Below are 15,599 nucleotides of genomic sequence, written 5' to 3'. Positions count from 1 at the left end.
CAGGGCTGTTACATAGAGTTACAAATGTTTGATTTATAATATATTAAATTCATAAGTTCTTTGAAATTAATGATACTCCATTCCATAGCTGACTTGATAGAGTCTTTTCCATTAAGACGAAATAGGTTAATTGATATATTTCTCATTATTGAAAGATTCTCAGGAGCATTACCTGATTTAGTCTTACTCTTGTCCTCTTTCATTTGTACATCTTTCACCCAGTGCAAACGATTTTCTATACCCCAATGAGAACGTATGTGATTAGCAAAGAAATCAGCCTTATTCTTAGCTACACTGCTAATATGGTAAACTATCTCTATTGTCTGACCTTTCTTTGTTTTGACATAACGTGTTGTTTCTATAATTCGCTTTATACCAAACCATTCAGGAGAAATACCCTCTAAATTTTTATAAACTTTGGTAATACGCAATTCATCACGACCTCTTAGCAAAGAACACTCTTGGTAAGTGTGCATTAAATACTTTTTTGTAGCAACATTTGCTTTTATTTGCTCAAAAAGCTTTTTTTGATTACCTTTTACTTGTACTATGTAGTCATTTTTTGACTTTATAATAGTTTCAAGAGTTTTTTTGACAATGTAAGGCATCTAAAGTGATTATTTCACCTTGAATGTCTAAGGCTTGTAAGAGTCTTTGAACGGTATAAATTTCAGATTCTTTTTTGTTCTCTAATTTATCACAAGCTAATACAATGCCTCTTTGTGAAGCAAAAACACTTATCAATGAAACAAAATTCTGATAGTTATTTTGAGTGTCTTTAATAGTTCCTGCAATAGCCTTTCCATCAACAGCAAGTGTTTCACCTTGACACATTGGTAAAAATTGGGCAGTCCACTGATTGAATTTTTGGGCAAAATCATCAAAATCAATTTCCATAAATATCCTTCTAATAGAGCCATATGTAGGTACTTTACAGAAAGTTAGATACTTTTTAAACTCCCATTGGTTTTCTTTGAGGAAACGGCCTATTTCTCGATAACCAGTATAACCTGACATTATTGCTGTTAGGCACATAATCAGGAAGTTAGGCATTTTATGGCGGATACCGCGTCTTTTTCTAGTATCCTCTATACTAGATAACATTTCTATCAGTGTCATAGACTTTTACATTTTATTAGAATGCAAAAATAGTAATTTAAAATAACTTACAAAACTTTGTAACAGCCCTGCCCTCCAAAGGGGGAACGTGGTGACGGGAAAGCGGAAGAAACCTCCCCCTTTACACATACCCAGCTATTGCTGGCTACCTCAGAGAGAGGGAATGTGACGAGGGAAAAGTAAAGGTAAAGTGGAGGTAAAATAAAGGAGGAAGGGATACAGGGTATTTGATTTTTTATTATCTTTGCGTGTTGTAACTAAATAAAACAGTGATGAAAAGAATATTATTAGCGAGTACTTCTACTGTATATGGGGGTACTTATCTTTCTTATTTACAAGATGAATTGATGGATTTCTTTACAGGAATTGACGAAATATTGTTTGTGCCTTATGCACGCCCCAGTGGTATTACGCACGATGAATATACTCAGATTGCGCAACAGTTTTTCAATAGGGTAGGGAAGAGGATAGTGGGCTTGCACACATTCGCTGACGCTAAAAAGGCTATTAGGCAGGCAAAGGCGATTTTTACAGGCGGAGGTAATACCTTCGTGCTGGTGAATCAGTTGTACGGATTGGAAGTGATGGACGTATTGCGTGAAGCAGTAGAAAAAGGGACGCTTTATATGGGAACAAGCGCAGGGAGCAATATCGCTGGACAGACAATGCAGACTACTAATGATATGCCTATTGTTTACCCGCCTTCGTTTAAAACCTTAGGGCTTGTGCCTTTTAATATCAACCCTCATTACCTTGACCCAGACCCCCAAAGTAAACACAAGGGAGAAACTCGCGAAACGCGAATTAAGGAATTCCACGTTTTTAACGATACTCCTGTGATAGGTTTGCGCGAAGGTAGTTGGCTACGTGTGGAAGATGAGAAGGTTAGCCTTAAAGGCGATTTGACGGCTAGAATCTTCCTAAAAGGGCAAGAACCTTACGAAAGTACGGAAATTTTGTTGTAGGTAAAGGAAGGAATGTACTACACTTATAATCAGATTGTTATATAATAGGTTTGACGAAAAAGAAGATTAGAAGGGAATATTTTTACGAAGAAAAAGTGTTATTTATTTTTGTAAATCAATTTTTTGTAATACTTTTGAGCCGTAAAAACACTTATTAGACATTTAATTATGAAATTTTACTTTTGTTTTTTAGCCTTATCATTGGCACTTGTAGCGTGTAACGACAATGGTAACCAACTCACTCCTGAGCAGAAAGAAGCAAAATTGCAACATAAGTTGGACTCGATAGCTGAAATAAAATTCTCGGAAATAGTGAAGGAAGACGTAGACTCTTATCCTATTTTTAGAGGGGTATGTGATACAGCAACGACGAAGATAGGACAGAAAGAATGTTTTGAGAGGACTTTTACAACCCTTTTTCAAGAGCGTTTGAAAAAAGCCCCTTATGAAGTAACAGAGCCTGTTACTGACCGTGTATTACTGAATATAAAAGTGGATAATACAGGTAAAATAGTGCTTATAGATATAGAAGCCAATGATAAGACAAAAGAATTACTAAGTACTGATAGTGAAACCTTTGAAGACTCATTACGCGCTAATTTATCGGCGCTCTCAGAGCAAGATGCTATCGTACCAGCTACCAAGAACGGACTGAACGTGAGTACGCAATTTAATTTGCCTATTGAAATTAACGTTAAATAATTGGTCTTAGCTTTTGGAACGCATTATTTTAGGTATCGACCCAGGCACTACTATTATGGGGTTTGGGCTTATTCAGGTGGAAAGAGATACTATGAAGCTCTTACAGCTGAATGAGCTTCAACTTAGTAAATACGGCAATCACTACTTAAAACTAAGTGTGATTTTTAATCGCACTTTGGAGCTGATAGATACCTATAAGCCTGATGAATTGGCTATTGAGGCGCCCTTCTTTGGCAAGAATGTACAATCGATGTTGAAACTCGGAAGAGCGCAGGGAGTGGCGATGGCAGCGGGGCTATCGCGTGAAATTCCTATTACTGAATATGAACCTAAAAAGGTGAAAATGGCTATTACGGGTAATGGTAGTGCCTCCAAGGAACAAGTAGCCAAAATGCTTCAACAACTTCTGAATATAAAAGAACTCCCCAAACACTTTGACGCAACTGACGGTCTGGCGGTGGCTGTTTGTCACTTTTTTAACGGAGGCAAGTCGCAAAAGCAACAAAGTTATAGTGGTTGGGACGCTTTTGTAAAACAAAATCAAGACCGTATAGGTTAAAAAATACTTCATTTTGTATAGCTTATACATTCATATTCCCTTTTGTAGGCGTGCTTGTCATTATTGTGATTTCCATTTTTCGACTACTCTGAAAAGAAAAGGAGAAATGGTAAATGCCCTTTGTGAGGAACTTATTTTGCGCAAAGGGGAAGCCGTAGGTAGTGAGTTGCAGGCTATCTACTTAGGAGGAGGGACGCCCAGTATCCTTTCGTATGGCGAATTACAACAACTTTTCCGCACTATCTTCACACATTACAAGGTAAATACCACAGCTGAAATTACCTTAGAAGCTAATCCTGATGACTTTTTTAGAGCTACTTCTCCTGAGCAATTTTTGAAACAATTACGCTCTTTGGGTATCAATAGGTTGAGTTTAGGAGTGCAGTCGTTTTTTGAAGAGGACTTGCGATTGATGAACAGAGTGCATACGGTAAGCCAAGTAGAGACTTTATTACAGATAGCTCCACAGTATTTTAATAATATCACGATTGATTTGATTTACGGCATTCCCCGAATGAGTGAGAAACGCTGGCAGGAGAATATCGATAAGGCACTGTCTTTCGATATTCCGCATATCTCAGCCTATGCGCTTACGGTAGAAGAAAAAACAGCTTTGCACAAGTTTATTGCTACGGGTAAAATTGCACCAATAAGCGATGAGCAAGCTTACACTCACTTTCAAACGTTAATAGATACTCTGGAAGCAGAAGGTTTTATACAATACGAGTTTTCAAACTTTGGCAAAGAAGGGTATTTTAGCAGGAATAACACGGCTTATTGGTTTGGCAAGCCCTATATGGGAATAGGTCCTTCAGCCCACAGTTTTAACGGGAAGGAGCGTAGTTGGAATATCGCTCATAACATTAAGTATATACAACAAATACAGCAAGGAATTTTGCCACAGGAAAAAGAAGAACTTACCCTTAATAACCGATATAACGAACTCATCATCACGCGTATACGCACGATGGTAGGGATTGATTTAGAAGAAGTGAGAACAGTATTTGGGGAAGGTTATTGCCAATATTTGTTACAACAAGCACAGAAGTACCTTGCCGATGAGCTTTTAGTTATAGAAGAAAACCATCTGAAAGCAACGCGCAAAGGCAGATTCCTCTCAGATGGTATAGCTTCGGATTTATTTAGGGTGGATAACCTCACTTAGAGGTTTGAAGGTAGGGTTTAGATTCCCGTCGATATGGTATTCCAAAAGTAGGTCACCCCACAATTCACCATCAGTAAATTCACAAATCACCCATTTTTCATTCAATATTCTTATTTTATTAAACAAGAACTTCCCATTGCTTTCAGATTTAATGTAAGGGTTTTTAGTATCCTTTACATTCATCTCCATTAAAGCATTGACAACAATTTGTGAAGGATTGTCAATTTTCAAATCTTCGAAATACTGTTGTGCTAACTCGTTTGTTTCGAGGCTGAAGTTAAGCGCTTCGATGCGTTGTTCATCGAGTTTCTTGATAGAATCGGTGAGTTTTGAAATCTTCTCAGCTGATTCTTTCATCGCTGTAACATTTGCATTGCTATCTGTTTGGTTGCAACCAGCTAAAAGAGCAAAGGCTCCTAAAAGCGTAATAAAAATTCGTTTATTCATTATGATAAGGTTTTTGTTCGCTTAGATTTAGCACTTTTACTTTGGGTTTTCGTCGCAAGTAAGCGTGCAAAAGGTGACGGTTTGTTAATGAATTGGGTAAAGGAGTGATGAGGTTTTGTAACATCTCTAATTGAGTAAGCTGGAAATTCAGATTAAAGAAGGCATAGCCTTGAATATTGCCATTGACTACTAAAATAATGCTTTTCTCGCCTATTACTCTACCTTTATCTACAATAGCTACGTTTCGGTGCACAAGTCCGTATTTTGAAAGCACCTCAGAGGCGCGTGTGTTATACTCCTCAACGGTTTCGTTATTGAAATCTACTTCGTTTAAATGGTACTCTTCAGCGATTTGATTTAAAAAATGCTGGGCTTGTTCTTTGGTTTCAAAAGTAGTGATAATTTCGTTTTGAGTGGATAATAATTCTATTGAAAAACAAAGATATCCCTTAGTATTAAAGTGAGAAGTGAGTGTATAAGTGATATTTATTTCTTTTTCAGGATTTCGCCTATTGCATTTTGGGAGGTTGAGGTGTATTTCTTCTAACCTTTTTAAAGTAGCGATGAGTTCATTGCCTGTTTCTTGATAAGTAACTCGATAAGTATGGCGTTGCAAGTATCTATCGCGTTTGGACGGAGAAGTGAAGAGCCTGTTTACTTGTTGTTTGATATTTTTGTGTTTTCCGATGTAAATGACCTTACCTTCTTCGTTATGCATATAAAAAATCCCTAATGTTTCAGGGAGAGTGTCGAGTATTTTCAGATGACGAGAAGCCATTTCTAAACGAATATCTTGCTTGATAGAGGTAGTAATGATATCCTTTTTGGTGTCCTTTTCGAGTAGGTATTTAAAGAGTTTTAAGGTAGCCAAGGCATCACCTGAAGCACGATGCCGGTCGCTTACAGGAATACCTAAGGAGCGCACTAACTTACCTAAACTATATGATTCTTTATTGGGAATGAGTCGCTCGGAGAGTTCTACGGTGCAGAGCGTTGTACGGACAAAGTCGTATCCTAAGCGGCGAAATTCAGTTTGCAAGATGCGATAATCGAAGGCGGCATTATGACCTACGATAATGCAATCGGTGGTAATTTCGACAATGCGTTTGGCAACCTCATAGAATTTAGGAGCATTGCGCAACATTTTGTTGTTGATGCCTGTAAGTTTAGTAACGAACTCTTGAATGGGGCGTTCGGGGTTTATCAATGATATGAACTGGTCGGTTATTTCGTGCCCGTTGAACTGATAGATGGCGATATCGGTAATGCCCTCTTCGTTGTATTTACCTCCTGTGGTTTCTATGTCGAGTATTGCGTACAAATGTTTAGGTGTTAGGTTTTATGGATTAGGTATTAGAAAAGAAAAAAGCAAAGAGGAAGGAAGGTCTTACTCTTTGCTTTTATAAGTTTGTTTAACTGATTAGCGAACTTCTTTAATACGGGCTTTTTTACCAGTAAGTCCTCTAAAATAGTAAATGCGAGCACGTCTTACTTTACCTTTTTTGTTTACTTCAATTTTTTGAAGGGCAGGCATATTGATAGGGAAGATACGTTCTACACCTACGGTTCCTGACATTTTACGAATAGTAAAAGTAGCGGTTACGCCGTGACCTTTGCGTTGAATAACAACGCCTTTAAAAAACTGAGTACGTTTTTTATCACCCTCTTTAATCTCGTAATACACAGTGATAGTATCACCAGCAGAGAAATCGGGGAAGTCCTTTTTTTCGATAAAGTTGTCTTGTACGTACTTTAATAATGGTTCCATAAAAAATATAAATAATTATGTTATCAATGGGCAACATTCACGACTCTCGCCAGAGGTTACTCCAAATCGGGGGCAAAGGTAGTACTTTTTTTTGAATTAGCAAGATACCTGTAAAAGAAAAATTTTGTAATGTGCTAATGAGATGTGATAAGTTACTTAAAAAAGCAAATGTACTACTGGGGGTGCTAATACAGCGGTAAAGATGCCGTTAAAAATCATTCCTAAACTAGCATATACTGCGTATTTTTCACTTAGGTTGAACGCCGCCATAATACCCAAAGCGTGAGAAGCGGTACCTAATGAAATGCCTTTAGCCATAGGGCTTTTGATGCGGAACCAATTCAGGAAGGTAATACCAAAAAGATTCCCTAAGAAACCAGTGGTCATTACCGCCATTACTGTAATAGGTTCAATGCCATTGAGCATACGCGATACTTCCAACGCAATGGGGGTAGTAACCGATTTAGGGGCTAATGAAATAGCGATATCGTCTTCGAGCCCTAACCATTTGGCTACCAAACAAACTGTAAGTACCCCTACTAAACTACCTACAAACTGAGAGAGCACTAAGGGTATCAGCTGTTTTCTTATCTTAGAGAGCTGTAAATAGAGAGGTACCCCTAAGGCTACAATAGAAGGTTTGAGCCAAAAATCGATATACTTACCGGCTTCTTCATATTTTTGAGGAGAAATACCAAAGATTATTAGATAAGAAATAAGCACTAAAACAGTGATTAATACGGGATTAAAAAAAACCGAATTATATTTGCGTTGCAAAAGTAACACCCCGTAATAGAGGATAAAAGTAATAGCCAAAAGGAAGGCTTCGTTTTCTACAAAAGGTTTCATTATTTTAATTTTTTACGGAAGAATTGATATACGTGACCAGTTATAACAATCACTACTACGGTACTGATGATAATAGAAAGGAAGATAGCTAAAAAGTTTTCACCTATCTGTTTAAAGTATGCCATAATGCCAATACTTGGGGGTACGAAAAACAATCCTAAATTAGAAATTAATAAATCTGAGAGAGCTTTTATAGACTGTAATTTCACCCAACCAAGCTCTAAAAATAGGGTGAGAAAGAGCATTCCTATGATACTTGAAGGAAAAGGAATGTGTGTGAGAGCAACGATGAGTTCTCCTAAGCCTAAACAGCCGAAAACGATTGCAAAATAACGTATTAACATAATAATTTTGTACTTAAAAAACGGTTGCAAAAGTACTATTTCTTTTTTTAATAGTGTTAAAAAAAATATAAAAATTTGCTTGTTATATATTTTTTTACCTACATTTGCGGAGTAAAAATCATAAGTTATGAGTAATAATTACGACAAACCTATTTTTATGGACTCAGCGTCCAATGGAACAGATGGAGGGCAATCGTATCCTTCATATCCCAATGATGATGACAGACCGAGAGGTGGTGTTTTATCGAAAATTTTAATTGCTATTTTGGCTTTGGTAGCAGGAGGCTTAGGTTATTATACCTATTCTCTTAACAAAAACAAAGAGGCAACGGAAGCAGATCTTAACTCTCAGAAAGAGCAAGTGCTTAAAGATTTGAACGCTTTGAAAGGAAGCTACGACAAAGTAGTGGACGATAACAAAAACGTGAATCAGGATTTGCTTGATGCGCGTGACAAGATTGGCAAGTACATCGATTCATTGCAGAATATGAAACTTAATGTTTCGGCATTGGCTCGTTTTAAAAACCAAGCGTTTGCTCTTGCCAAAGAGCGTGATTTCTTAATCAGAAAGAACGACTCATTGGCACGTGCCAACACTGCTATCAGAAAGGATTTAGACAGTGTGTCAGTAAAATTAGACGACACAAGTGCTAAAGCCGATTCACTTGCTCGCCAAGCCAATAGCTTAAAGAAAGTGGTAGAAGCCGGTTCTGCACTTCAAATTAGCAAACTTACAATAGAAGCTGTAAAAGGCACTAAGAACAAAATTACCGAAAGAGGTCGTGCAGCTGAGAAATTAAGAGTTTGCTTTACTGTAGGAGCTAACAGAATAGCAAAGTCAGGCTCAAGATACTTCTATGTGAAAGTAGTTTCACCATCGGGAGTTACCTTAGGAGCTAACGACTCTACCTCAGAAGGAGAAAACACAGTGAATTATAGTACAGCTACTCACTTCATCTACGACAATAAGAATGTGGATGTGTGTGACTTTATCAGCAGAACAGGAAAAGAGTTTGATAAAGGCACTTATAAAGTAACTGTTTATGATGACCGCCTCAACGAAGTAGGTTCAGCAAATTTATTATTGAAATAGCAGTTTCTTAATATAAAAAATAAAAACAGTTTCATAAATAGTATGGAGCTGTTTTTTTTGAACAATATTTGGAAGTACGCTATTTGTTTTGTACTTTTGCGACATCTTAATTAAAAATATACCAATCTTATGAGGACCAACTTATTAATTATGTTATTATTTTTAGGAACGCTACTCAAAGCACAACCTCAAGATGTATCAGTAGTGTTTCATAAACCAGCAAATCATTTTACTGAAAGTATCCCTATTGGGAATGGGCGTTTAGGAGCTATGCTCTTTGGAAAGACTGATGTAGATAGAATTGTACTCAATGAAATCTCGTTGTGGTCAGGAGGGACACAAGAGGCTGATGACCCTAATGCGCACAACTATCTGAAAGAAATTCAGAAATTACTTTTACAAGGGAAAAACTTAGAAGCACAAGCACTCTTACAACAGCATTTTGTAGCCAAAGGGAAAGGCTCTTGTTTGGGACAAGGAGCTAACTGTAGCTATGGTTGTTATCAAGTATTAGCAGAACTGCTTTTAGATTGGAAAACCACGTCACCGATTCAAGATTACAAACGAGTATTACGCCTTGATGAAGCAACAGCTGTTACTTCGTTTAAACGAGATAATAACTCAATAGAACAAACAGCTTTTGCTGATTTTAAAAACGATGTGATATGGGTGAAAATAAAAGCTACCTCACCGCTTAATTTAGATATTTCACTCTTCCGCAAAGAGAATGCTACGATTACCTATCAGAATAATAAAATCACTCTTAATGGTGTGTTACCCAACGATGGTAAAGAAGGAATGTACTTTGCATCGGTAGTTGATGTACAAACTGATGGAAAAATAGAGAGTACCCATAAAGCTATTGCTATACAGTCGGCAAAAGAAATTACTTTAAGAATAAGTGCTGTAACTAATTATAACTTTAACAAGGGAGGGCTTTCGGATATTTCAGTAACTAAAAAAGCTAATGAGTACTTGCAAAAAGCCCCTATGAGTTTTGATAAAGCGAAAGCTGAGAGTAGTATTGTTTTTCAGGGATTGTTTAACCGCAATCGCTGGTATGGAAAAGCGAATGCCAATACGGAAGGTTTTACTACTTTTGAGCGATTAGGACGCTTTTATAAAGGTGAGCAAGATGCTTTATTACCTATTTTGTATTATAACTTTGGACGCTATTTGCTTATCTCCTCTTCACGTGAAGGGCTTTTGCCTGCCAATTTGCAAGGTTTATGGGCTGAAGAGTATCAAACACCTTGGAATGGTGATTACCATTTAAACATCAATATACAGATGAATTATTGGCTTGCTGAGCCTACCAATTTGTCGCAGCTTACCGAACCTTTACAAAGGTTTACTAAAAACTTAGTACCCAATGGAAGCAAAACAGCGAAAGCCTATTACAATGCTAATGGGTGGGTGGCTCACGTTATTAGCAATCCTTGGTTTTATACTTCCCCAGGTGAATCGGCGACGTGGGGTTCTACTCTTACGGGAGGCGCTTGGTTATGCGAACATATTTGGCAACATTATCTCTTCACTAAAAATATTAACTTCCTAAGAGAGTACTACCCTGTGCTTAAAGAAGCTACAACCTTCTTTGAGAGTCTGCTTATTAAAGACCCCAAAACGGGTTATTGGGTAACAGCCCCTTCAAACTCTCCTGAAAATGCTTACGTATTACCAGAACTGAAAGACGGTAAAAAACAAATAGGAACTACTTGTGTGGCTCCTACTATGGATATGCAAATAGTGCGAGAACTATTTACTAATACAAGTAATGCAGCTAAGATATTAGGTTTAGACAGTAGGAAACGCACAGAGTGGGAACGTATCAGCAGAAATACAGTTCCTAATCGCATAGGTAAAAAAGGAGACCTTAACGAATGGCTTGACGATTGGGAAGATGCTGAACCACAACATAGGCACGTTTCTCATCTTTACGGCTTATACCCATATGATGAGATTACTCCTTGGGATACACCAGATTTAGCCAAAGCTGCTAAAAAGACATTAGAAATACGCGGTGATGCAGGTACTGGCTGGTCACGTGCGTGGAAGATAAACTTTTGGGCACGACTACAAGACGGCAATCACGCATTGCTTTTGTTACGCCAATTACTACACCCTGTAAACCCTAATATAACTGACGGACAAGGAGGAGGCACTTATCCTAATTTGTTTTGTGCACACCCTCCGTTTCAAATAGATGGGAACTTTGGAGGTACAGCGGGCATAGCTGAAATGCTCTTACAGAGTCACGGGAAGGGTAATGTTATTCGCTTTTTACCTGCTCTTCCTTCTCACCCCGATTGGGAAAACGGCGTTATGAAAGGTATGAGAGCTCGCAATGGTTTTGAAGTAAATTTTGAGTGGCAACAATTCAAATTGGAGAAAGCTGAAATTACTTCGCTAAATGGAGGAGAATGCAGTGTGTTATTACCTGCCAATAAGAATGTTTATAGTAAAGGAAAGATGATTGTAAAAGGAAGTAATAAAGATAAAGTGATAACGTTCAGAACAGAGAAGAACAAAACATATAATATTTATTAAAAGAGCTCAATAAAAGGAAAAAAAGCCTGTACAAAAAGTTTTGTTTTGTGAGGACGATTTGCCAATCGCCCCTACAATATAACTAAAAGAAATTGATTATTGAGGTAATCAACTTTGCCAAAGGTGCGAGCCACACAGGCAAAAACTTTGGCAAAGTGTAGCGACCCATAAAAGAAAAAGACGCACTAAGAAAATCTTAGTGCGTATTTTTTATTTGTATATCTATATCACGAGGTGAGCGTTGAGAGGGTGTTTTATGGCTTCCTCTTTATTTTGTGTAAAAGTCTACTATTTTGCGAATAGCACGTTCACACACGGGGCAGAAGCCTTTTGGTTCGTTAGATTTCATACGGCAGTCTTGTACAGGACTGTAAATGCCTTTACTGGTGTAACCTCCTCCTTCGAAAGCACCTACAACATCTTTATATTTAGGAGTGCGAGGGGTAGGGATAGGAGTCTTCTTTTTTACCATATCCTTCCATTTGCTCTCAAAATTCACCAATGAGGTAATGTTTTCTTCCCAAGGTTCAATTTTAGTATTGTACATCTCTTGAAAAGTGGGATCCCAATCGTAGTAATATTCATCGGCGAGACCTACAAAACCGTGTCCGAACTCGTGTATGTATACTTTTTCAGAAAGGTCGTTATCAGCAGTGCCTAAATTTAGGTGATTGTAGAAACCACCGCCACCATAAGTTTCAGTATTTACTAAGATATAGAGTTGGTCGTAAGGGACTACTGAGGCAGCATCGGCTATTTCACAAATACTGTTGGTGGTGAGGTAGCGTTCTTGATTGAAAGTGTAGAAGGAAGAGTTAAATGCAGTGTTTTTAAAAATGTTCTTCCCAGGTACATCGGTGCCACTTTCTTGAGAAGGTACGGCTATGGCATATACATTGAAATTGTTTTTGAGCTTATCGAAAGGGGAAATGGTGAACATATAATCGGTCATACGTTGCGCATCGGCATAGAATTTCTCGGTTTCGGCTTGGGTGTATCCTTCTGCTAAGATGGCTATATCTACTTTTTTGGAAGCCTCACCATTATACAGTATTTTCTTCACAGGGAAAGCAACGGTCTTTTCTTCTTTTATAAAATAGTCGTTAGGGTCAATCTCACGAGAAGCAATCGTTTCGAAAACACCTTCACGGTTTCGTTTATCGATGTGCAGAGACAGTTTCTTTTTAGGAAAAGGAATTTGCATAGCGTGATAAAAGAGTCGTTTTTCAGTCTTGGCTTCTTCGATTTCCTTCCACTCATCAGCGAGGGAGTTGAAGCCTTTTGAGAAGACAAGAGTTTCGCCGTCGAATAGTTGAAGGCGCAGGTTTCCTAAGTTCGGAAAAACAAGGTGAGTGTGCGAGCCTCCCCAATGAGGTTCACTTTTGAGCTGTTGAAAAATTACCTCTATACGCTGGGCGTTGGCTAATAGATTAAAGTCGATTCTAAGGCTTCTGGAGCAATCGAAAACGGTATTATTTTGAGCGAAAGCGGACTGTACAATAAAAAAAACTAAAAATAAGTGTCTCATATTATAAATTTTTACTACATTTGCATATCCATTAACAATTTTCAATCTCAATTATAAGGCGAGAGTGAAGGAGGATACCATACAGAAAAATATACTATCTTATAGGTACCTTATACAAACCTTATACGAATCTTGGAAGATAGACGAAGGTATAATGAACTAATTTCGAACCTTACCTATCTATAAATCGAAGATAAGATAGAATAATATTCTGTTTTCACTAAATGAATTAGCAAAAACAACTTTATCAAAGGTATCCTTTCTATTGAGAAGCCAAAGGTACTAATAAAACTTTAAATACCAAAACAAAATGGAACATTTAGCTATTTTTAGAATGTCGGCAATGGGAGATGTAGCCATCAGTGTGCCGGTTGTAACAGCTTTTTCGGAGCAATATCCCGATGTAAAAATCACTTACCTCACGCGACCGTTATTTGCACCGATGTTTTCACATATTCCTAACTTGGAGGTATTCACTCCTGAAATTAATGGAAAACACAGTGGTTTATCGGGGCTGTACAAACTGTATAAGGAATTGATAGCAAAGGGAATTGACGGTGTGGCAGACATTCACAATGTGTTGCGCACTAATGTACTGAAATTCTATTTTAAGGGTAGCAAAATACCTTTCAAGCAAATAGACAAAGGACGTAGAGAAAAGAGAGCACTTACCAGCTATAAGTGTAAAGTTTTTGAGCCTTTAAAACCTTCGTATGAGCGGTATGCTGATGTGTTTGCTTCTTTGGGTTTCCCGATTGACCTAAGTGAACCATATATTTTACCGCCAGAAGAACCGAGTGAAACGGTACAGAAATTGCTGTGTGAAGGAGTGCGTATAGGGGTTGCTCCGTTTGCGTCGTACATAGGTAAACAGTATCCATTTGAAAAGATGTGCGAGGTGATAACGGCACTTTCTCAACGGTATGACAGTGGCAAGATTTACATCTTTGGAGGAGGAAAAGAAGAGGAAGAGCAGGTGAGCAAAATAAACTTACCTAATGCTGAAAATATGGTAGGGAAGCTCTCGTTTAAACAAGAGTTGGAGCTCATTTCGCACTTAGATATAATGATAGCAATGGACAGTGGGAATGCGCACCTATCGGCGATGTATGGAGTTCCGACGCTTACTTTATGGGGAGTGACGCACCCTTATGCGGGGTTTTATCCTTATTTACAGCCTAAGGAGAATGCTCTTTTGGCAGATAGAGAGCAGTATCCACTCATTCCTACTTCGGTATATGGGAAGAAATACCCAAAAGGTTATGAGAAAGCCATAGAGACTATTACAATTGAAGAGATTATAGCGAAAACAGAAGCTATACTAAGTGACTTAACAGAAGAGAAATAATTAAAACAGATGAAATATATGAAAAGATTTATTACATTTATCCTTGTAACATTAGTTGTAGGCATAGGATACAGCCAAAAGAAGACAGAAAAAGACAAAGAAGTTATCACCGAAAACAGAAAAGTAGCGAATTATGACGCTATAGAAGTTTCGGGAGCTTATAACCTTGTGCTTACAGAAGGAGAGGTAGGCAAAATAAAAGTGAAAGGACAGAAAGAGGTACTTTCGTATTTAGAGACTAAAGTCTCCAACAATGTGCTTTATATAAGCATTGATAGGAAATACTCACTTAAAACCTCTATTACTGTGTACGTACCTATCGACACTCGTTTAAAGAGAGTAGTAGGGAAAGGAGCTGTGGATATATCTACAGAAAAGAAGTTGCAAGTGGGTTCTTTGTTAGTAAAATTAGAGGGTAGTGGAGACCTTGAAGCATCGGTAACGGCTACTTCGCTTGATTTACAAGTGGCTGGAGCAGGAGGTATAGACATTGCAGGAGAAACCAAAAACCTAAGTGTATACGTGAAAGGAGCTGGCGATGTAGATGCTGATGAGCTTAAAGCTGAAAAAGCTACTTTGCGCATAGCGGGAGCAGGAGGTATATCGGCTTATGTAACGCAAGAGGTAGATGCTTCTATCGCAGGAGCAGGAGGCATTACTGTGAAAGGAAATCCGCCTGTATTTAAGAAAAGTGTGAAAGGGATAGGGCGTATTAAAATAGAAGAATAGCGTAGATATGAAGAAAATTATCATTATCAATGGACCGAACTTGAACCTGTTGGGCATTCGAGAGCCTTCGGTTTATGGCAATCAGACCTTTGAGGATTACCTGAAAGAACTGCATAGGAAATATACAGATATTGAATTGTATTATTTCCAGAGTAATTACGAGGGAGCACTGATAGACAAGTTACACCATATAGGTTTTGAGTATGATGGCATTATACTGAATGCAGGAGCCTATACACATACTTCCATAGCCCTTGCCGATGCGGTGGCCGCCATTACAACGCCCGTAGTAGAAGTGCATATTTCTAATACTTTTACACGTGAAACGTTTAGGCATCAGTCGTTTTTATCGCCAGTGGTGAAGGGTGTAATAGGAGGTTTTGGCTTGAAGAGCTATGAATTGGCACTACAGAGTTTTATAGATTAAACGGAT

The 15,599-nt window shown here is 38.0% G+C and carries 15 protein-coding genes and 1 pseudogene; 9 read left to right on the top strand and 7 right to left on the bottom strand.

The window, feature by feature from the left end:
* Positions 1–8: 8 nt before the first annotated feature.
* Positions 9–1,104: pseudogene (locus tag ACSQ7D_RS09100) on the bottom strand (ISAs1 family transposase).
* 287 nt (positions 1,105–1,391) lie between these two features.
* On the opposite strand from ACSQ7D_RS09100, the gene pepE reads away from it, so the two are divergent.
* The 4 genes from pepE (at position 1,392) to hemW (ending at position 4,510) form a co-directional block, all read left to right on the top strand.
* Positions 1,392–2,084 carry a dipeptidase PepE gene (gene pepE / locus ACSQ7D_RS09095; RefSeq protein ID WP_437136022.1) on the top strand — a complete coding sequence of 231 codons (693 nt, stop codon included), beginning with the start codon at positions 1,392–1,394 and terminating at the stop codon, positions 2,082–2,084.
* Between the two features lie 168 nt (positions 2,085–2,252).
* Positions 2,253–2,786, top strand: coding sequence for a hypothetical protein (locus tag ACSQ7D_RS09090; RefSeq protein WP_002672833.1), 534 nt, complete (start codon positions 2,253–2,255; stop codon positions 2,784–2,786).
* A gap of 13 nt (positions 2,787–2,799) precedes the next feature.
* Positions 2,800–3,345, top strand: a complete 546-nt coding sequence (ruvC, locus tag ACSQ7D_RS09085; RefSeq protein WP_178957524.1) for a crossover junction endodeoxyribonuclease RuvC — start codon at positions 2,800–2,802, stop codon at positions 3,343–3,345.
* A 13-nt stretch (positions 3,346–3,358) separates the two neighbouring features.
* On the top strand, positions 3,359–4,510 hold the full coding sequence (gene hemW, locus ACSQ7D_RS09080; protein WP_437136021.1) for a radical SAM family heme chaperone HemW: 1,152 nt from the start codon (positions 3,359–3,361) through the stop codon (positions 4,508–4,510).
* On the opposite strand, the gene ACSQ7D_RS09075 is transcribed toward hemW, so the two are convergent.
* The 5 genes from ACSQ7D_RS09075 to ACSQ7D_RS09055 all read right to left on the bottom strand — a co-directional run bounded on the left by ACSQ7D_RS09075 (position 4,484) and on the right by ACSQ7D_RS09055 (position 7,918).
* Positions 4,484–4,957 carry a hypothetical protein gene (locus ACSQ7D_RS09075; RefSeq protein WP_016479257.1) on the bottom strand — a complete coding sequence of 158 codons (474 nt, stop codon included), beginning with the start codon at positions 4,955–4,957 and terminating at the stop codon, positions 4,484–4,486. The genes hemW and ACSQ7D_RS09075 overlap by 27 nt on opposite strands.
* The gene (locus ACSQ7D_RS09070; protein ID WP_437136020.1) at positions 4,950–6,278 is read right to left on the bottom strand and encodes an exonuclease domain-containing protein; all 1,329 of its coding nucleotides are present in this window, start codon (positions 6,276–6,278) and stop codon (positions 4,950–4,952) included. Before ACSQ7D_RS09070 ends, ACSQ7D_RS09075 begins: the two co-directional genes overlap by 8 nt.
* Before the next feature lie 99 nt (positions 6,279–6,377).
* Positions 6,378–6,725: a 50S ribosomal protein L19 gene (gene rplS, locus ACSQ7D_RS09065; RefSeq protein WP_002672812.1), complete on the bottom strand. Its 348-nt coding sequence runs from the start codon at positions 6,723–6,725 to the stop codon at positions 6,378–6,380.
* 156 nt (positions 6,726–6,881) lie between these two features.
* On the bottom strand, positions 6,882–7,574 hold the full coding sequence (locus ACSQ7D_RS09060) for an LrgB family protein (RefSeq protein ID WP_437136019.1): 693 nt from the start codon (positions 7,572–7,574) through the stop codon (positions 6,882–6,884).
* The gene (locus ACSQ7D_RS09055) at positions 7,574–7,918 is read right to left on the bottom strand and encodes a CidA/LrgA family protein (RefSeq protein WP_009410752.1); all 345 of its coding nucleotides are present in this window, start codon (positions 7,916–7,918) and stop codon (positions 7,574–7,576) included. The genes ACSQ7D_RS09060 and ACSQ7D_RS09055 overlap by 1 nt, the downstream gene beginning before the upstream one ends.
* Positions 7,919–8,045: 127 nt before the next feature.
* On the opposite strand from ACSQ7D_RS09055, the gene ACSQ7D_RS09050 reads away from it, so the two are divergent.
* Both ACSQ7D_RS09050 and ACSQ7D_RS09045 read left to right on the top strand, forming a co-directional pair.
* Positions 8,046–9,011, top strand: a complete 966-nt coding sequence (locus tag ACSQ7D_RS09050; RefSeq protein ID WP_002672807.1) for a hypothetical protein — start codon at positions 8,046–8,048, stop codon at positions 9,009–9,011.
* 129 nt (positions 9,012–9,140) lie between these two features.
* Positions 9,141–11,561 (top strand): glycoside hydrolase family 95 protein, encoded by a 2,421-nt coding sequence (locus tag ACSQ7D_RS09045; RefSeq protein WP_437136018.1) that lies wholly within the window; start codon positions 9,141–9,143, stop codon positions 11,559–11,561.
* A 268-nt stretch (positions 11,562–11,829) separates the two neighbouring features.
* On the opposite strand, the gene ACSQ7D_RS09040 is transcribed toward ACSQ7D_RS09045, so the two are convergent.
* Positions 11,830–13,089, bottom strand: a complete 1,260-nt coding sequence (locus tag ACSQ7D_RS09040; protein WP_437136017.1) for a M64 family metallopeptidase — start codon at positions 13,087–13,089, stop codon at positions 11,830–11,832.
* Between the two features lie 310 nt (positions 13,090–13,399).
* Between ACSQ7D_RS09040 and ACSQ7D_RS09035 the strand changes: the two genes are divergently transcribed.
* Genes ACSQ7D_RS09035 through aroQ form a run of 3 tightly spaced genes read left to right on the top strand, consistent with a single transcriptional unit; the run spans position 13,400 to position 15,593 of the window.
* Positions 13,400–14,437, top strand: coding sequence for a glycosyltransferase family 9 protein (locus ACSQ7D_RS09035; RefSeq protein ID WP_437136016.1), 1,038 nt, complete (start codon positions 13,400–13,402; stop codon positions 14,435–14,437).
* A 9-nt stretch (positions 14,438–14,446) separates the two neighbouring features.
* On the top strand, positions 14,447–15,166 hold the full coding sequence (locus ACSQ7D_RS09030) for a head GIN domain-containing protein (protein ID WP_437136015.1): 720 nt from the start codon (positions 14,447–14,449) through the stop codon (positions 15,164–15,166).
* A gap of 7 nt (positions 15,167–15,173) precedes the next feature.
* Positions 15,174–15,593, top strand: coding sequence for a type II 3-dehydroquinate dehydratase (aroQ, locus tag ACSQ7D_RS09025; RefSeq protein ID WP_002672802.1), 420 nt, complete (start codon positions 15,174–15,176; stop codon positions 15,591–15,593).
* Positions 15,594–15,599: the final 6 nt, after the last annotated feature.

The organism is Capnocytophaga sp. G1920, from assembly GCF_051417515.1.
The sequence above is the reverse complement of the archived record's forward strand: the minus strand, read 5'-3'. Positions and strand labels throughout refer to the sequence as shown.

What these genes read in the sequence shown, in the direction of transcription:
- aroQ (WP_002672802.1), top strand. Translation starts at nt 15,174, where the DNA reads ATGAAGAAAATTATCATTATCAATGGACCGAACTTGAACCTGTTGGGC.
- ACSQ7D_RS09050 (WP_002672807.1), top strand. Translation starts at nt 8,046, where the DNA reads ATGAGTAATAATTACGACAAACCTATTTTTATGGACTCAGCGTCCAAT.
- ACSQ7D_RS09040 (WP_437136017.1), bottom strand. Translation starts at nt 13,089, where the DNA reads ATGAGACACTTATTTTTAGTTTTTTTTATTGTACAGTCCGCTTTCGCT.
- rplS (WP_002672812.1), bottom strand. Translation starts at nt 6,725, where the DNA reads ATGGAACCATTATTAAAGTACGTACAAGACAACTTTATCGAAAAAAAG.
- ACSQ7D_RS09035 (WP_437136016.1), top strand. Translation starts at nt 13,400, where the DNA reads ATGGAACATTTAGCTATTTTTAGAATGTCGGCAATGGGAGATGTAGCC.
- ACSQ7D_RS09060 (WP_437136019.1), bottom strand. Translation starts at nt 7,574, where the DNA reads ATGAAACCTTTTGTAGAAAACGAAGCCTTCCTTTTGGCTATTACTTTT.
- ACSQ7D_RS09055 (WP_009410752.1), bottom strand. Translation starts at nt 7,918, where the DNA reads ATGTTAATACGTTATTTTGCAATCGTTTTCGGCTGTTTAGGCTTAGGA.
- ACSQ7D_RS09030 (WP_437136015.1), top strand. Translation starts at nt 14,447, where the DNA reads ATGAAATATATGAAAAGATTTATTACATTTATCCTTGTAACATTAGTT.
- ACSQ7D_RS09075 (WP_016479257.1), bottom strand. Translation starts at nt 4,957, where the DNA reads ATGAATAAACGAATTTTTATTACGCTTTTAGGAGCCTTTGCTCTTTTA.
- pepE (WP_437136022.1), top strand. Translation starts at nt 1,392, where the DNA reads ATGAAAAGAATATTATTAGCGAGTACTTCTACTGTATATGGGGGTACT.
- ACSQ7D_RS09090 (WP_002672833.1), top strand. Translation starts at nt 2,253, where the DNA reads ATGAAATTTTACTTTTGTTTTTTAGCCTTATCATTGGCACTTGTAGCG.
- ACSQ7D_RS09045 (WP_437136018.1), top strand. Translation starts at nt 9,141, where the DNA reads ATGAGGACCAACTTATTAATTATGTTATTATTTTTAGGAACGCTACTC.